The 17,021-nt window shown below is 71.5% G+C and carries 11 protein-coding genes; 8 read left to right on the plus strand and 3 right to left on the minus strand.

The window, feature by feature from the left end:
* Window positions 1–87 precede the first annotated feature (87 nt).
* Window positions 88–2,169 carry an NPCBM/NEW2 domain-containing protein gene (locus AOJ26_RS02990; RefSeq protein ID WP_053846578.1) on the plus strand — a complete coding sequence of 694 codons (2,082 nt, stop codon included), beginning with the start codon at window positions 88–90 and terminating at the stop codon, window positions 2,167–2,169.
* A 120-nt stretch (window positions 2,170–2,289) separates the two neighbouring features.
* On the opposite strand, the gene AOJ26_RS02995 is transcribed toward AOJ26_RS02990, so the two are convergent.
* Window positions 2,290–3,129, minus strand: coding sequence for an SDR family oxidoreductase (locus AOJ26_RS02995; RefSeq protein WP_053846579.1), 840 nt, complete (start codon window positions 3,127–3,129; stop codon window positions 2,290–2,292).
* A gap of 157 nt (window positions 3,130–3,286) precedes the next feature.
* Here AOJ26_RS02995 and AOJ26_RS03000 point away from each other — a divergent pair, with 157 nt between their 5' ends.
* From AOJ26_RS03000 to AOJ26_RS03010, 3 genes are all read left to right on the plus strand, one after another.
* Complete coding sequence (locus AOJ26_RS03000) at window positions 3,287–4,174, plus strand: helix-turn-helix domain-containing protein (RefSeq protein ID WP_053846580.1); 888 nt, start codon at window positions 3,287–3,289, stop codon at window positions 4,172–4,174.
* A 521-nt stretch (window positions 4,175–4,695) separates the two neighbouring features.
* Window positions 4,696–5,304, plus strand: coding sequence for a hypothetical protein (locus AOJ26_RS03005; protein ID WP_053846581.1), 609 nt, complete (start codon window positions 4,696–4,698; stop codon window positions 5,302–5,304).
* Between the two features lie 357 nt (window positions 5,305–5,661).
* Window positions 5,662–6,594, plus strand: a complete 933-nt coding sequence (locus tag AOJ26_RS03010) for an aldo/keto reductase (RefSeq protein ID WP_053846582.1) — start codon at window positions 5,662–5,664, stop codon at window positions 6,592–6,594.
* Window positions 6,595–6,770: 176 nt separating this feature from the next.
* On the opposite strand, the gene AOJ26_RS03015 is transcribed toward AOJ26_RS03010, so the two are convergent.
* Both AOJ26_RS03015 and AOJ26_RS03020 read right to left on the minus strand, forming a co-directional pair.
* Window positions 6,771–7,472 (minus strand): response regulator, encoded by a 702-nt coding sequence (locus AOJ26_RS03015; protein WP_053846583.1) that lies wholly within the window; start codon window positions 7,470–7,472, stop codon window positions 6,771–6,773.
* Window positions 7,469–8,617, minus strand: coding sequence for a sensor histidine kinase (locus AOJ26_RS03020; RefSeq protein WP_053846584.1), 1,149 nt, complete (start codon window positions 8,615–8,617; stop codon window positions 7,469–7,471). The genes AOJ26_RS03015 and AOJ26_RS03020 overlap by 4 nt, the downstream gene beginning before the upstream one ends.
* 206 nt (window positions 8,618–8,823) lie before the next feature.
* Here AOJ26_RS03020 and AOJ26_RS03025 point away from each other — a divergent pair, with 206 nt between their 5' ends.
* The 4 genes from AOJ26_RS03025 (at window position 8,824) to AOJ26_RS03040 (ending at window position 16,998) form a co-directional block, all read left to right on the plus strand.
* Window positions 8,824–9,213, plus strand: a complete 390-nt coding sequence (locus AOJ26_RS03025) for a peptidoglycan-binding domain-containing protein (protein WP_053846585.1) — start codon at window positions 8,824–8,826, stop codon at window positions 9,211–9,213.
* Between the two features lie 227 nt (window positions 9,214–9,440).
* On the plus strand, window positions 9,441–10,937 hold the full coding sequence (locus AOJ26_RS03030) for a HEAT repeat domain-containing protein (protein WP_053846586.1): 1,497 nt from the start codon (window positions 9,441–9,443) through the stop codon (window positions 10,935–10,937).
* 293 nt (window positions 10,938–11,230) lie between these two features.
* The gene (locus AOJ26_RS03035) at window positions 11,231–12,097 is read left to right on the plus strand and encodes a DUF4132 domain-containing protein (RefSeq protein WP_053846587.1); all 867 of its coding nucleotides are present in this window, start codon (window positions 11,231–11,233) and stop codon (window positions 12,095–12,097) included.
* Complete coding sequence (locus AOJ26_RS03040) at window positions 12,094–16,998, plus strand: DNA-binding protein (RefSeq protein WP_179200322.1); 4,905 nt, start codon at window positions 12,094–12,096, stop codon at window positions 16,996–16,998. Before AOJ26_RS03035 ends, AOJ26_RS03040 begins: the two co-directional genes overlap by 4 nt.
* Window positions 16,999–17,021 lie beyond the last annotated feature (23 nt).

The raw sequence follows: 17,021 nt of genomic DNA on the forward strand, positions 1-17,021 counted from the left end.
CTGGAAGATCCTCGCAACCACCCGCAGGCGAGCAGACACACGACCGGGACGGTCCTGCATGCCTGATCGGACGACGAAGGATCCGACGTGAAACGACATCTCACCGTCCTCCTGGCCCTCCTGACCACGCTGCTGGTCGCACAGGCCCCCGCCCACGCCACTCCCCCGCCCGCCGACGCCACCGTCACGGCGTCGGCATCCGGACAACTCCTGAGCCCGACCCCGTACATGGGCTGGAACACCTACTACGCACTGGGCGGTGACCCCACCGCGGCGGAGATCGAGTCGACCGCCGACTTCCTGGTCAGCAGCGGTCTGCGCGACGCGGGATACAAGTACGTCTGGATCGACGGCAACTGGGCCGCCCCCACGCCGCGCAGTGCGGCCGGGGACCTGGTGCCCAACCCCGCCCAGTTCCCCGACGGGCTGAAGCCGCTCGTCGACTACATCCACTCCAAGGGCCTCAAGGCCGGCATCTACACCGACGCCGGCCCCTACATCCCCGGCAAGTGCGGACTGGGCAGCCACGGCTACTACCAGCGCGACGCCGACCAGTTCGCCGCCTGGGAGTTCGACGCCGTCAAGGTGGACTTCCTCTGCGGCATCGCCGCCGACCTCGACCCGAAGACCGTCTACACCCAGTTCGCCGAGGCGCTGCGCGACAACGCCGCTGGGCGCCCCATGGTCTTCAACCTCTGCAACCCCGTCACCTCCCCGGACTGGGGCGACTACCCCGAGGAGCAGCAGTCGACGTACTCCTGGTCCTACGCACCGGCCATCGCCCAGTCCTGGCGCACGTACACGGACGTCGGATTCGTCGGTGAGATCAAGTTCAAGGACGTGCTGCGCAACTACGACGCGAACGCGCGGCATCCCGAGGCGGCCGGCCCGGGACACTTCAACGACCCGGACTACCTGGGCCCCGAACTCGGCATGACCGACGAGGAGTTCCGCACCCAGATGACGCTCTGGTCGGTCGCGGCCGCACCGCTGGTGATCGGCAGCGACATCCGCAAGCTGAGCAGGACCTCGCTCGACATCCTCGCGGACCCCGACGTCCTCGCCATCGACCAGGACAGCGCCGCAGTCCAGGCCGTCCGCGTCGGCCCGGCCGGCACGACGGAGACCTGGGTCAAGCGGCTCGCGAACGGCGACCGGGCCGTGGTGCTGCTCAACCGCGGCGACAGCCCGGCGACCCTGACCACCAAGGCGTCCTCCGTCGGCCTGAGCGGAAGCCGGTTCACCCTGAAGAACGCCTGGACCGACCGCGTCACCGAGAGCGCGGGCACGATCAGCGCCGCCGTCCCGGCTCACGGCGCGGCCCTCTTCCGTGTCGCCCGGGCAACGGGCAAGCCCGGCCTTCCGCACGTCGTCGCCGGGCTGCCGCAGGTCACGAAGGTCGGCGGCGACACGGTGCCGGCCGGTGTCGCACCGGTGGTCGCCGGCGGTGACCAGGCGCAGGTCGAGGTCGACGTCCGCAACGACAGCCCGCGGCCCGTCCTCGCCCCCCACGTCGCACTGGCCGTACCCACCGGGTGGACCGCCCGCTCGGCCGGCACCGCTCCGCAAGTGCTGACGCCCGGCCGCTCCGCGACCTTCGCCTTCACGGTCACCCTGCCGGACGCCGCCGCTCCGGGCAGCGCGACCCTGGCCGCCACCACCGCCTACGAGACGATCGACAGGAAGCGGCTGCGGCAGGAGACCACCACGCCACTCGTGGTGGCACCCGCGCCGCCGCACGGCGACGTCGCCCTGTCCCACCACGACTGGATCAGCGCCACCAGCGGCTGGATGTCCCCGACCGTCGACCGGAGCGTCGGCGGCTGGACGCCGATCAGCCTGCTGGGCCAGGAGCACCCGACCGGGCTCGGCGTCGCCTCCCCCTCCACCGTCCGCTACTACCTCGGCGACCGCTGCACCCGGCTGACGACCACCGTCGGCATCGACGACGCGGTACGCGACGTCGGCCCGGAAGGCGGCACCTCCACCTTCCGAGTGCTCGGTGACGGCAAGGTGCTGTTCGACAGCGGAGTCGTCGACCGTGACACCACCCGCCAGGCCGACGTCGACCTCACCGGCGTCCGCGTCCTCGACCTGGTGGTCGGCGACGCCGGGGACGGTGGCTACAACGACCGCGCCGACTGGGCCGGCCTGAACGCCACCTGCTGATCCGGTCCGGGCAGGGCCGCCCCGCGGGAGAGATCACGCGGGGCGGATCCCGCACTGCGTCCGGTGATGTGGGGACCAGGACGGCCGGCCGTTGCGAGGGCGGGTCAGCGGCACCATGGGTCACACGCTGTCGGTGATGTCCGTGAGGGCTGCCGTGTCGCGCTGGGCCTCGATCTCGGCCAGCCGCTCGGACAGCGCCGCCCGGAGGAACCGGTAGGAGTCGCTGCCCAGGACCAGTCGCAGCGGGGCGGGGGTCTGCTCCACGCTGTCGATGATGCGGGTGGCCATCAGGGCGGGGTCACCGAGGGAAGGCCGGCTGCGGTCCTGGGCCGCGCGGGTCATGGCGGCCGGGGTGTCGTCGTACTCCGGCAGCGGGGTCGCCATCCGGAGGCTGCCGTAGCGGAACTCGGTGCGCGCGCCGCCGGGCTCGACGATGGTGACGCCGATGCCGAACGGGGCGACGTCCTTGGCGGTGGACTCCATGAAGCCCTCGATGCCCCACTTGCCGGCGTGGTACATGCAGGCGCCGGGATGGGTGGCCTGGCCGCCGTACGTGGACATCTGGAGGATGCGTCCCCCGCCCTGCGCCCGCAGATACGGCAGTGCGGCCCGGGTGACCTGGATCGAACCGACCAGATTGGTGTCGAGGACACGGAGGAGCTGCTCGTCCGTGACCTCCTCGGCGGCACCGAACAGGCCGTAACCCGCGTTGTTGACGATGACGTCGATCCGCCCCAGCTCGGCGAAGGCCCGCCCGACGACCTCCTTGACGGCGGGGGTGTCGGTGACGTCGAGGGACGCCACCCGGAACCGGTCGCCGTACTCGGCGACGAGATCGTCCACGGATCCGGGCCGGCGGATCGTGCCGACCACCTTGTCGCCTCTCTCGAGCAACTGCTCGGTCATGTGCCGGCCGAAGCCGCTGTTGACGCCGGTGATGAACCAGGTACGACGTGTCATGGCCTGCTCCCAGGTGAGGGGGTTTCCGGTGCGCCGCGGTGTTCCCGGGGCCGCGTCCTCGATCCTTGGCCGATGTCGTGGGGTCAGGCAGTGCCCCCCTGTTCCGGGTAGTGACAGGGCCCCCTCAGGCAGAGGAGCGGCGCGTTACCGTCGGAGCATGGACACAGCAGACGGCCGCAACGCCCTGGGCGCGTTCCTACGGGCACGTCGCGGGCTCGTCCGCCCCGAGGAAGTGGGACTACCTGCCGCGGGGATCCGACGGGTGCCGGGGCTGCGCCGTGAGGAGGTCGCGATGCTCGCGGGCATCAGCGCCGACTACTACCTGCGACTGGAACGCGGCCGGGACCGCAACCCCTCGATCCAGGTGCTCGACGCGCTCGCGGAGGTGCTGCGGCTCGACGCCGACAGCGCCGCTCATCTCGTCGAGCTCGCCCGGCCCAGGTCGCGCCGCGCACAGCCGCTCCCCCGCACCGAACGCGTCCCCGACGGCATCGCGATGCTGCTGGACACACTCGCCGTGCCCGCGTTCGTGCAGAACCGGTGCATGGACGTGCTCGCCGCCAACCGGCTGGCCGTCGCCCTGTCGCCGCACATGGCACCGGGCGTCAACCGCCTGCGGGCGCTGTTCACCGATCCCTTCGCACGGGAGCTGCACATGGACTGGGAGCGGGGCACGGCCGGTGTGGTCGCGCAGCTTCGTGCCGCGGCCGGAGCCGACACGGACGACCCGCGCCTGACGCAGCTCATCGGCGAGCTGAGCCTCAAGAGCGAACGGTTCCGTCGACTGTGGGCCCGGCACGATGTCCGCCGCTGGGAAGGAGCCCTCACCCGCTTGCGGCACCCGCAGGTCGGTGAACTGCATCTGCGCCGCGAGAAGCTGGCCGTCACCGGATCCGACGGACTGCTCCTCGTCGTACACCACGCCGAACCCGGTACTCCTTCGGCCGCCGCACTCGCTCTGCTGGGCTCGCTGTCCGCCACGGAGCGGGAGACCGCCGAGGCGGCCCACGCCGACGACGGGACGAAGCAGCCGCAGGAGCACTGAGTACACAAGCAAGAAAGAGAGCTGTTGCCGGTTCGGCCGACGCAGACATCGACGTGTCATCCTGCGTGAGGTGACCGATGGGAACTGGCGTGCTGTCGCGGACATCGCCCCGCTGGACGAGCAGCGCCGATACGTACCCGCCTTGGCGGCTCGCTACCTGCTTCATGTGGCGTCGTGACGAGGACGGCTCGTACTGGCTCGGGGGCATGGTGATCGATGGCACCGAGCAGGGCAACGGGGTCGGGCGGGCGGCCGTCCGGAACACCTGGAGTCCCCGTCGGCCTGATCACCGAGTTACTGACCGGCCTACAGGCCCGCCACGACGAAGCCACCGGGCCACGGGTCCTTTCGTCGGCGACGCACCTTTCGACCCTCCTCGAATTGATGGCTGGCACCCGGGGCGCGGGCTTAGCGTGCCGAACGGGCTGCGGGCACGGCGGCCGGGCCCGAAACGGGTGACCGACTGGCCGAGTCCGGGACCACCGCACCAGTTCGGTCCGGACTGAGAGGGAAGTGACTCAATGACCAAGCACCACGTCGTTGCGGGCGGCGGGCGATGGCGGCTTCTCGTCGCGCTCACGGGCGCCCTGTTCGCGGTGATGGGCACCACGACCGCCACCAGCGCCACCACATCCACCGACACCGGCCATGATTTCGCCGCGCAGGCGAGGGCGATCCATCTGACCGGCGCGCAGACCGCCGCGCTGAATGCCGAAGTCGAACGTATCCAGGCCGAGATGGGCGGAACGCGCGTCAACCTCAACACGATCGCCCTCGGCGGCAGGAACAGCGTGCACGTGGCCGTGCCGGGAGAAGCCGCACCGCGGGACCTGAGGTCCGTCCCCGGCGCCGATGCCGCCTCTTACGACCCGTGCACGGGCGGAGCCGATTACGGCTGGTTCTGCGCTTACGACCAGCCGAACTTCAGGGGCGGTTACATCGAGATGTACGACTGTGCCGACTACTACATGCCGTGGGGCGTCACCGGATCGTGGGACAACAACCAGACGACCGGCACGCGAGCCCGGATGTACGACGGCAACGGGAGTCTCGGCTACACGACTCCGCGTGCCCACAGCTCCGACGATGTCGCCTCATGGGCCTGGGTCTACTGGATCAGGAACTGCTAGCCCCTGCCGTACCGGACGTGCCGGGGGTGTCCTGACCTGACGTACGTGTTCGGTGGTGGTCGTACGGGCGGGCCGGGCTGCCGGTGGCACATCGGCGCCCCGACACCTTCTCGTCCGGCGCGGATTCATTCACATCCGGCAGTTCTCAATATCAGAACCAACAGCTGTTGGATTTCTGGATCGGCCATTTCTAGAGTGAGCACGCGACGTCCCACCGCGCCGCGCATTCGCCAAGGCGTCCGGGAGGAGGAAACTCATGCGGCGTCGCCCCCGCGGCGACCGGGACCTGTGCGCGATCCGTCCGGCCTCCTGGGAGAACTCGAACCAGGCACGTTCCAGCCCCGTTGAAAGAGTCGCATGAAAACCTTCACCCTGCCCGGCACCGACATGGTGGTCCCGAACGTCGTCCTCGGACTGATGCGCATCCAGGACATGACCGACGAGGCGGTGCGCACGCTCGTGAACACTGCGCGCGACGCCGGCATCACGTTCCTCGATCACGCCGACGTCTACGGCTCGGACGACCACGGCTGCGAGCGCCGGTTCGCTGAAGCCATGAAACTCAGCTCCTCGGAGCGCGAGCAGTTCGTCATCCAGACGAAGGCCGGCATCGTCAAGGACGGGCCGTACTTCGACTTCTCCTACGACCACATCATCGAGTCGGTGAACGGTTCGCTCCGGGCACTGGACACGGACTACCTCGACATCCTGCTGCTGCACCGTCCCGACGCCCTTGTCGAGCCGGAGGAGGTGGCCCGCGCCTTCGACGAACTGTCGGCGGCAGGCAAGGTGCGTGCCTTCGGCGTCTCCAACCAGACCCCCCGACAGCTCGACCTGCTGCGCAAGCACGTGACGCAGCCGATCGTGGCAAACCAGCTCCAGTTGTCGATCACCCACGCCCCGATGATCGCGCAGGGCGTCGCGGCGAACATGCAGGGCCTCGATCAGTCGGTCGTACGCGACGACGGAATCGTCGACTACTGCCGCCTGCACGACATCACCATCCAGGCATGGTCGCCGTTCCAGGCCGGATTCTTCGACGGCCCGTTCCTCGGCTCGGACCGCTTCCCCGAGCTGAACGCGGTGGTCGACCGGTTGAGCGAGAAGTACGGGGTGCCCGCCGAGGCGATCGCGGTCGCCTGGATCACCCGCCATCCCGCGCAGATGCAGGTCGTGCTCGGTACGACCACGCCGGAACGCGTCACGGCCGCCGCGCTCGGTTCCGACATCCCGCTCACCCGGTCCGAGTGGTACGAACTGTTCCGCGCCGCGGGATACACGGTGCCGTAGCCTCGCCCCTTCCAGAACGGCAGCCGGCCCGGAGCGTTCCTCCGGGCCGGCCCCACTTGCCCCGGATCAAGATGATCAGGAGTCGCCTCTGGTGACGGCTTCGTGCGACAGGCGCCCCGCCCGCCGGGGAATCGGGCCTGCGTGATCGGCTCGACGCCGAATCCGCCCTCCGGGTTCTACTCGGTGGACGGAACGACCTGTCGTCCGGAACCGCCCCCGGGTTTCACCAGACCGGTCTCGTACGCGACCACCACCGCCTGGGCCCGGCTGTCCAGGTCGAGCTTGGTCATCGTGCGGTTGAGGTGCGTCTTGACGGTGGCCTCGCTGATGTAGAGGCGGTCGGCGATCTCCAGATTGGACAGCCCACCGGCCGTCAGCTTCAGAACCTTCACCTCGCGCGAGGTCAGCACGTCCAGGTCAGGCGGGCTCTCCGACTCCTCCGCCACACCTTGCTGCCGGGCGAAGGCCTCGACCAGGCGGCGGGTGACGCTGGGCGCGAACAGCGCATCGCCGACCTCCACGGCGCGTACGGCGGTCAGCAGCCGCTCGGGCCCGGAGTCCTTGAGCAAGAACCCGGAAGCCCCGGCGCGCAACGCCCCGTAGACGTACTCGTCGAGATCGAACGTGGTGAGGATCAGGATGCGGGGGCCGCAACCGTCAGCCTGGGCGAGGATGCGCTCGGTGGCCTCGATGCCGTTGACGCCGGGCATCCGGATGTCCATGAGGATCACGTCGGGCCGGGACTCGGCGGCCAGTCGCACCGCCTCCTCCCCGTCCCCGGCCTCCCCCACGACCTCGAAGCCCGGCGCGGCGTCGAGCAACCCGACGAGACCGGCACGGATGAGGAACTGGTCGTCGACGACGAGCACTCTGGTCATCCCGTACGGTCGTCTCCCCGTCGTCCGTCAGTGGCCGAGGTCGGCAGGGTCAGCCGCACCGCGAACCCGCCTCCGGTGCGTGGGCCGACGCTGAGCGTCCCGCCGTAGAGCTTGGCCCGCTCCCGCATCCCAATCAAGCCGTGTCCGGCCCCCGGCGGGACTCTGTCCGGATCCACACGCTGCCCGTCGTTGGTGACGCACACCGTCAGGTCGTGGCGCCGGTAGCGGAGTTCCACGCGCGCGTGGGCGTCACGGGCATGCTTGAGGACGTTGGTGAGCGCCTCCTGCACGACTCGGTAGGCGCACAGCTCGACACCCGGCGGGAGCGGACGCCGGGTGCCCTCGACGGCCAGCTCAACGGGGAGGCCACCGGCGCGGACGCGCTCGACCAGCTCGCCGAGCCGGGCGAGGGTGGGCATGGGGGCGCCCTCCGGGACCGAGGAGTCCTCCTCCCTCAGCACCTGGAGCATGCGCCGCAGTTCCTCCAGTGCTTCCCCGCTGGTGCCCGCGATGGTGCCGAGCGCGCCGCGCGCCTTGGCCGGATCGGAGTCGAAGACGAACCGGGCGAGACCGGCCTGCACGGATATCACCGACATGTGGTGGGCGACGACGTCGTGCAGCTCACGCGCGATCCGGCCGCGTTCCTCGGCGACGGCCCGCCGGGCCCGCTCGGCCTGCTCGGCACGCAGCCGCCGGGTGAGTTCGGCGGAGCGGCGGGCGAGTATGCCGAACCACACCAGCACCGAGCAGTACAGCAGCGCCTGGCCGACGACCGACGGCATGGACGAGCCGTCGGTGATCAGACCGGCGTACACCCACACCGTGGCCATCACGGCCGCACAGCCGGCCGCGACCCGGGGCGTGCGCACGGACGCCACCGTGTACAGGGCGAGCATGGAACCGAAGGTGGACACGACCGGCCAGTAGCCGAGCGTGACATAGGCGACGCTCGCGGCCTGCACGACCACGAAGGCACCCAGGGGCCACCTGCCGCGCAGTGCCACCGGCAGGTGCGCCAGCGCGACCAGGAGGTAGGCGCGCGCGTCGAGTTCCGGCCAGCCCTGTGCCACCGATTCCCGCCCCAGCAGCACGGCGACCCCGAGCATGGCGACGGCGATCAGCGAGTCGACGACGTACGAGCGCATCGCGGCAGCGTAGCGCCGCGGTACGAGTGGACGGGTCAACCGGTCGCGGTACCACGCGAGTTGTACGACCACAGCGGCTACCGCGCCCGATGGGCCATGAGTTCCAACCGCTGTGGGACGCGGGCGGCCGGCGGGCCGCCGTACGTTCGGTGACACCACGGAGCCGGCCGACCACCGGCACCGCACCGAAAGGGGAATCGGCACTCATGAACATACGCAAGCGCATCGCCCTCGCCGCGGCGGTCACCGCCCTCGGCACCGGACTGGCCGTCGCTCCCGCGGCACACGCCGCGCCGGCGCACTCCGTCCAGCAGGCGGCCGTGAAGGCCTCGTGCAACCACTACAGCGGGACCAAGCTGACGAAGGCGGGGCAGACCGGATCCGCCGCGGCGAAGCGGATCAGGGAAGTCCAGTGCCTGATCAACATCAACACGTCCTATCCGACCCTGCTGGACGTGGACGGCAAGTTCGGCACCAAGACGTACAACGCCGTGGTGAGCGTGCAGAAGCACGCCTTCCCGAACGACTCCAGCCAGTGGGACGGCCAGGTCGGCACGAAGACCTGGGCGAAGCTGCGCTCGGGTGTGTGGTGGTAGACGCCCCTCGCTCCTACCGAGGGTGACAGCAGCGGGTTCGCGCTCCTGGGGGGAGGGAGTCGCTGACAGCGACTTCCAGGGCCGGGCTCGCATGACGTCGGCCTCCAAGCCTGATCGTGGCCTTGGAGGCCGACGTTGCTGTACCCGCCGTAAAAGCCGTATGCGGAGCCGCAGAGACGCAGTGCAACCTCCCGCGGGTTCAGTGGTCTTACTTGCCGGGGGTGCACATGACGGCAGAACACCAGATTGCCTTCTTCCTGAGGGAACTGGAGACGGGCGACACCTGGCGACGCGCAGCAGCGGCAAAAGGGCTCGGCGCACTCGGCACCGCCGAGCACGCCGCGGTGCTCGTACGGGCGGCCGCCGACCCCTCGCCCGAGGTCCGGGAAGGCGCGGCGGTGGGCCTGGGCAGGCTGGGGGTCGCGGCGGGCATGGCGGAGACCCTGTGCACTCTGATGGACGACGACGATCCCCGGGTGCGCAGACAGGCTTCTCTGGCGTCCCGCCGGCTCGGGCTGCGCGATCGCCAAGTCGTGGACGCCTATGGGCGACTGCTCGGCGATCCTGACCATCACCTGCGGATCAACGCGTTGGACGCGTTGCAGGAGTTGGGCGTACCCGGTGACGTTCCCGCGCTGGTCCGGCTGCTGGGTGACCCCTTGGACGCTATCTGGGGTCGGGCGCGGGCCATGGTTTTCGAGTTCCGGGAAAACCCGGACGTCGAGGCGGAGGTGGTCCGCACGGCCCAGTGGGGGGCGGACTCCGCCCGGGTGCTCGCCCTGTGCATGCTGCCGGACCAGCACGTCGACCGGCTGCTCCCGTCGCTGCTGCGAAATCTCACGGACGACCCTTCCACCGAGGTGCGCCGCGCCGTGGCTTTCCGACTCACGTTCAGGAGCCGCCCGGAGACGCGGGACGCGCTGTTCGCCGCCCTGAAGGCGGAGCGGGAGCCGGCCGTGGCCTCACAACTGCTGTTCCTACTTGACCGATCGGGGGACGAACGGCTGTTGGCCCCGGCCTCCCGATGGCTGAGCGACGAGCGGGTGGGTCCATCGGCCGCCGCTGCCCTGGGGTCCGTCGGCGGCAAGGTCGCCGCGCGGCTCCTGCGGGCCCTTCTCACCGACCCGGCGACGACCCCACGCACGCTGGCCGCAGCGGCAACGGCTTACGGAGACATGGGGCGATGGGACGCCGTATGGCTGCTGCTGCCCCTGCTGAACCATGCCGAGCCCGAGGTGTACGAAGGTGCGCTGCGCGGCCTGGACGCCATGGCCGACACGGGATTCCGGCCCTGGGAACGCGCGGCGGTCGCCCGGGCTGTGGTGGCCCGTCTTGACGTCCGACCCACTTTGGTCGGAGTGGCGGAGAGGGTTCTCACGGGCCTGCCGGAAGCCCTGCCCGGGCTGCGGGAACTGGTGGACCGGGCCCCGTCCCCCCTTGTCCGATCCGCCGCGCTGTCGCTCCTCGACCCGCACAATGCGACGGACGCCGACACCCGGCATGATCTGCCGCTCTTCGTGCGGCACTTGGACGACGTCGATATGTGGGTGCGCAAAGTCGCCGCGGAAGGAATCGCCCACTGGGTGGAGGAGACCGGCACGCTCCCGCCGGGCGAGGAGCATCTGCGCGACCGGCTCACCGCCCTGGACGCGGACCCGTCCGACTTCGTACGCGAGGCGGCTGCCGAGGCGTTGCGCGCCCTGGACCGCTGCCGGAACAGCTGACCGGCACAAGTACGTGTCGACGGCAGGCTGTCCATCCTTCCGGCGACCACCCCCACCTGGCCGAAACCGCACGGTCGGACACCCCTCCGCATGCCTTCCCGCGCCACGCGCAACAGTGGACTCACCCACCCCGCACACCCGCGGCGCCGGACCGCGACAGCTGTGTGACCCGCTTCCGCCACCGATTGTCAGTGATCGCCGCTAACGTTCCTCACATCGTCGCACTGACGCCGGGGCGTACCCGGCTGAACTGTGCTTTCTTCTTGCTGACTTGTTGTGGAAGGCGGGGACTCGTGGGTTGGCTCTCGGCGGGTGACGGGTATGAAGTCGCCCTGGTGGACGGGCGGGTGGCGGCGCGTGCCACCTCGGGCCGGGCTGCGGGGCGGCAGCTGAAATCGCTGCCGCGCGCGCTGCGCGACCATCCCGAGGTGGACCGGCTGCGACGGTTCGCCGAATGGCTGGATCGGCACGCCACCGCATGCGTCGCCCAGGTCGACTCCTGGATGGTGTCGTCGCTTCCCGTCCCCACCGGTCTGCTGGCCCGGGTGTGGCCGGACGAGGCCTGGCAGTCGGCGCTGCGCGACCTCGCCGTGGTGGGTGACGATCCCGACGAGGTCGGTTTCCTGCGCGGTGCCACGGAAGACGGCGAACTGCGCGTGGTGAACCTCGACGGCGAGACGGTACGGCTGTCCCCGCGTACGGTCACGCTGCCGCACCCGGTGCTGCTCCCGGACCTCGACGACATCCGCGAGTTCGCGGCGGAGCTGGGCATCGTGCAGCGCGTGGAGCAGATCCACCGCGCGACCTGGCAGCGCCCCGAGGACCTCGACCCGAAGGCCCGGGAGATACGGGAGTTCGCCGGAGGGTCCTTCCGTTCCCGCTTCGCCCTGGCCGCGCGGGCGAGTTCGCTCGGCTACCGCGTCTCGGGGGGCTACGCCACGGCCCGGGTCCGCGACGGCGACCGCACCGTGGAGGCCGCCGTGTGGATCGGCGAACCGTACTGGGAGGACACGGTGGAGACCGGCGGCCTCACCTGGCAGGACCTCGACGGCCGCGCCCTGCCGCTGCGGGAGGTGGGCCCGGTGGCCTGGTCGGAGGGGATGCGGATGGCCGCGGCGCTGTACGCCGGGCGAACGATCGAGGAAGGCAAGGACGCATGAGCGGGGGGACGCAGGTGTCGTACGAGGAACTGCTGACGGCGGGTGCGGTCCTGCCGCCGGACACCGAGGAGGCCGGCGAGCGGGCGGTGCCTCTGACGGCACGCGCGTACCACCACCCGGGCCTCGACGACCGGGTGGTGGTGCGGCTGGTCGCAGGCGAGCTGGGCGCCGCCGAGGACCTGGCGGCCGGCTTCCTCGGCCTGGAACCGGCCGCCGAGCCCGCCGTCGTGGGCCTCGGACTGCGCCAGTCGCTGGGCTTTCCCGAGTGGGTGCTGGTGCACCACCCCGAGGACGGCCACCACGCCCTGGGGGTCGTCCCCGACCTGGAGCGAGCGGCCCGGCAGGTCAAGTCCCGCCCGAAGGCCGCGCTGGACGCCTACCTGGAACTCGGCCGGCGGCTTGCCGCGTCGGTGCCGCACTTCCTGCCGACCTTCTACGAGCAGGCCGGCCGGGTGTTCCTCGCCGAGGAGAACGCCACCTATGCGGCCCAGTTGTTCACCCGCGCCCGCAAGGCGGAGGCGGAGCACGGACTGACGGTGGAGGAGGACCGCCTGGACGCGGTGTTCCTGGAGTTCGCGCTGGCCGGGGCGCTGCCCGTGAAGGTGCTCTCCGCCTACGGCAGGGAGCTCGCCGCCCGGGTCTCCGCCGGGGAGGCACTGGAGCGCTTCACCCGGCTGTGCCTGCGCCGCACCGCGGGCGGTCTGCCGCCGTCCGCCCAGATGGCCAACGACCTGCGCAAGCTGGCCCGTGGCGCCGGCCAGGACGCCGACCGGGCCGAGCAGGACTACCTGGCCGAGCTGCTCGGGCTGCCGGCCACGCTGCGCGCCGCGGGCGGCTGGTGGAAGGGCCACCGGGCCGCGCTGGTGGCGCTGGCCGAGCGGGAACCGCAGGTACGCGGCGCCCTGCTGGACATGATCCCGGCCGGCGGTGACACGGACATGCCCGCCATGTGGCTCGAGGTCCTGGAGACGTCCGGCGCCACGACGGGACTGTGGGACGACACTCTGCCCGCGCACCAGCGGCCGAGCGACGGCACCGCGGGCTGGCTGGAGCGCTTCCTGACGTTCCGGGAGCGGGCCCGGTCCTGGCGCGGCTCCACCCGGATGCCGGAGCTCTACCCGCTGGTGGAGCGGGCGGCGACCCGGCTGCGCACCGAACTCACCGCGTCGGAGCGGGGGTTGAGGGTCACGCACGACATCGACCTGATCGACCTGCTGCTGTCCCTGGACGTGCCGGTCGCCGCTCCCGCCAAGGACCAGGACCTGCCGCTGACGGCATGGGCCATCGGGGACGGACAGCGTGAGCTGACCCTCCTGGGCGCCGATCCGCGGTTCCGTGACGCCTTCCTGCTCGGAGCCGACCGTTTCCACCAGGGCGACCAGGCACTGCGCGCCATCCGTCTGCTGGCGGCCTCGCCCGGCGGTCGCCCGTGGCTGACGGAGTGGGTCCGCAGCGTGGTGCGAGGCTTCACCGCCGTCGGTCTGCCCGGACTGCCCCATGCGCTGAACCGGCTCGGGTGGCTGCCCGCCGAGGCACTGGCGCTGGCCGAGGACGACGCCCGCGCCGCCGTCGGCACCGACCTCGCGCCGGTACTGGCCCGCACCCTGCGAGCCGGACTCTTCGACGAACTCGGCTGGCCCGCCTGGGAGGAGGCGACGGCCGAGCTCGTCGCCAAGGACCGGGTGGAGGACCTCGTGGTCGCCGACGCCTGGCCCCACCTCGTCGTGGCCGGCAAGACCCAGGCCCGTGTGATCGGCGCCGGCGGCACCGTACTCACGCACGACCTGCGGCTCCCGGCGAACGACGTCTCGGGTGACCCGGGTTTCCACCACGTGGACGGCGAACTCCTCGTGTACTGGAACTCCCGCAGAGACGGTCTGCGCGGCTACTGGCACTCGCGCGCCGACCGCGTCGAGTCCCTCAAGGGCGCGCACGCCACGCGGGGCACCGAGATGGACTGGTACCGCGGCGACTTCCCGATCACGCTGCCCCTGCCGGGCGGTGGCCGGACCACCGGTCGCGGAGTGGTGCACGCCGGGGACACCACCCTGCCCGACGAACGGCCGCTGCTCTTCGACGGATCGTCCTACTGGGTGTGGCACGCGGACTCCGAGGACCGCGCGGCGCACGGCTGGTACGAGTACGACCCGGCCACCAACGAGCGCGGGCGGATGAGCAAGCCCGCCTTCCTCGCCGACGCCCTGCGTGACGCCCCCGAGGGCAGCAGTTACGTGGGCGGCAGACTGCGCCCGTCCCCCACCGCCGAAGCCAGCCCCAGCTGCGCTCCCGTGGACGGTCTGGTCGGCCTGCGGGTGATCGAGCTGCCCGGCGGTTCGCATCGCGCCGAGGACCTCGCCGGACACCGCGTCACCCTGCCCGCCGGAGCCGGTGTGCCCTACGAGCTCATCGTCTTCCCCGGCGCGGACCGGGCCACCGCCGTCGTCCGCGACAACTGGCAGCTCCGCCTGGTCGACGCCGACGGCGTGCACACCGCCTGGGCCAAGACCGACCGCACCCCCGGCAACTTCGGCGAGGGCACCCTGCTGCTTCCTCCCGTGCAGTTCTGGGAGTGCCTGACGGCCCGTGACCCCGAAGGGTCGAAGGCACTGCGGACCATCGACCGCGACACGGCCGCCGCCCTGCTTACGGCAGCGGCCGACCAGGACGAGCAGGCGCTGACCGACACCGTCCGAGCCCTCCTCCCCGTCAGCCATGACGGGCTCGTGAAGGGCATCGCCGGAGTCGCCCGCTACGCCGCCGCCCAGCAGGCCGTGCTGGACGCGGCGGCCACCCGGCTGACCCGCGCCCTGGAAGGCGGCCTGGAGGAGGAAGGGCCGGGCGGACCGGCGGACGTCAAGCTCATGGCGGCGACGAACGGGCTCGGCTGCTCCCACGGCTACTGGTGGAACCGCGACGACGAGTCCGACACCGTCTTCCGCACCCTGCGCGTCCTGGCCCGGGCCACCGGACTCGCCGACACCGCCCTGCCCGACCTCACGGAGGTGCGTCTCCACCTCGACGGTCACCCCCTGCCCTCCGGACAGCCCGACCTGGAGTCCCTGCTGGAGAGGACGACCGCACTGGCCTACCGGGCCGTCGGCGGCACCACCGCCCAGGACCACCGCGAGGTCCTGTGCACCCTCCTCGCCGAGTTCGACCGCCTGGGTCTGACACCGGACGACTCCACCGCCTGGCGGAAGGTGCACCTGCACCTGGAGGCGGCGACGCTGCGCACCACAGCGGGCGGATGGCGCGAAGGCTCCTGGAACGGCGTGCTCCCGCTCGCCGACGGCTCCTTCATCGCCGTGACGGGCCGCAACTCCCTCGACGACGACCGTGCCTGCTTCACCGGCTACTTCCACGACCCGGCCGGACGCTTCGAGACACCCCTGCCCTACAAGGCGCTCCAGTCACGGCCGTTGGGCGAGAGCACGGCCCCGGGCAGGATCCGGACGTTCCTCGCCGAACTGGCCGAGCGCGGCCCGGCCCCCTGGTTCCCGGAGGCCGCCGAGGAGTTCGCCCGCCTCACCGGCGTGACCGAGACGACGGCCCGGCTCGTCGTGGCCGGCATGCCGAGGATCGACGTCTACGAGCGCAACTTCCTCAGCGCCGAGACCCGCGCCCTCATCGGGGTGAAGGTGGGCCCGGCGGCGGTCGCCAAGGACGAACTGCGCGGCGTCGACGGCGCGGTGCGGGCCGCGGTCGTGGGCGCCCTGCTGCCCGCCGAGCCCGCCCGGCTGTGGACCGAGGGCCCGGACGTGGCGGCCGCCGCCGCGGTGTGGAACGCCAAGGTGGGCAAGCGGGTGGCCGTCCCGGAGGCACTGCTCGGTGACGCGATCCGTGCCTTCCGGTACCCCTCCTGGCCGATCCGGCAGGCGCTGCCCGCCCTGCTGGACCCGGCCGCCTCCCCCCGGCTCAGCCGGGACCTCACCTGGGCGGTCAGCGGGGACCGGGCCAAGCCCGTCGGCGACGACACGGAAGGGTTCACCGCGGACACGCTGGTCGGCGCGGTCGGTCTGCTCGCCTGGCTCGCCCACCGGCTGCCCGCCGGCGACCCGGTCCGCGCCGCACTGCCCCCGGCTCTCACCGTCGTCCGCGAACGGCTTGCCCACCCCGGACTGATGCTCGACCTCGGGCGTTACATCAGCCTCCCCGACTTCCGGAAGACCGCCGGCACGCCCACCGAGATCGGCCCGGGCTTCGAGCGGTACGGCGCCGTCGTCCTGGCCACCCACGACGACCGGCCCGCCCCGGCCGTCCGCGTCGACCTCCTCGACGAGGCGGGCCAGGACCCCTATCTGCCGGCGGTGCGCGTCGACAGCCAGCAGCCCTACGGCGTCGAGGTGGCGCTGCGTCTGGTCCGCGACCAGAGGCTCGCTGCCCTGCTCGCCGATCCCGGGGAGCCGATCGCTGGGGGCCGCGGCAAGGACGGCACCTGGTGGCCGCAGGACCCCAGTCGTTCGGTTCCCGATCTGGTCACCGAGGTGGCCAAGGAGCACGGACTGGGTGAGGACGCCGCCACGCTCTATCTGATGCTGCTGGCGATGCCTGACCCGACCGACCGCATGACGGCCCGGTGGACGGGCTGGAAGCCGGCACGGCTGAAGGCGGCGCGCGCCGAGCTGGCCGCGACCGGTCTCGTAGTGGAGGCCAGCCGGACCCGGGCGGGCCGCTCGCTGTTCCTGCCCGGTGGCTGGGTGGAGCAGTCGGCCCCGCGGGTGCCGCTGGAGCGCTGGAAGCTGCCGCTGTTCGGCGAGATGAGCGACGATCACGTCCCGTTCGGCGTCATCGTCCCGTTCGAACCGGTCGCGGACCTGTTCCGCAGGGCGTGGCAGCGGGTCCAGGACGGCGACGCTCCCCGGTTCGAGGAGCTGAAGGTCCGGCGGGGTCGGCGCCGCTGACGTATCACCGGCTCGGGGCGCCG

This window comes from Streptomyces sp. NRRL B-24085, assembly GCF_001282115.1.
In the GTDB taxonomy this organism is placed as follows: Bacteria; Actinomycetota; Actinomycetes; order Streptomycetales; family Streptomycetaceae; genus Streptomyces.

Coding starts and splice junctions, on each gene's coding strand:
- AOJ26_RS03025 (WP_053846585.1), top strand. CDS start 8,824: ATGAACATACGCAAGCGCATCGCCCTCGCCGCGGCGGTCACCGCCCTC.
- AOJ26_RS03000 (WP_053846580.1), top strand. CDS start 3,287: ATGGACACAGCAGACGGCCGCAACGCCCTGGGCGCGTTCCTACGGGCA.
- AOJ26_RS03005 (WP_053846581.1), top strand. CDS start 4,696: ATGACCAAGCACCACGTCGTTGCGGGCGGCGGGCGATGGCGGCTTCTC.
- AOJ26_RS03030 (WP_053846586.1), top strand. CDS start 9,441: ATGACGGCAGAACACCAGATTGCCTTCTTCCTGAGGGAACTGGAGACG.
- AOJ26_RS03020 (WP_053846584.1), bottom strand. CDS start 8,617: ATGCGCTCGTACGTCGTCGACTCGCTGATCGCCGTCGCCATGCTCGGG.
- AOJ26_RS03040 (WP_179200322.1), top strand. CDS start 12,094: ATGAGCGGGGGGACGCAGGTGTCGTACGAGGAACTGCTGACGGCGGGT.
- AOJ26_RS03010 (WP_053846582.1), top strand. CDS start 5,662: ATGAAAACCTTCACCCTGCCCGGCACCGACATGGTGGTCCCGAACGTC.
- AOJ26_RS03015 (WP_053846583.1), bottom strand. CDS start 7,472: ATGACCAGAGTGCTCGTCGTCGACGACCAGTTCCTCATCCGTGCCGGT.
- AOJ26_RS02995 (WP_053846579.1), bottom strand. CDS start 3,129: ATGACACGTCGTACCTGGTTCATCACCGGCGTCAACAGCGGCTTCGGC.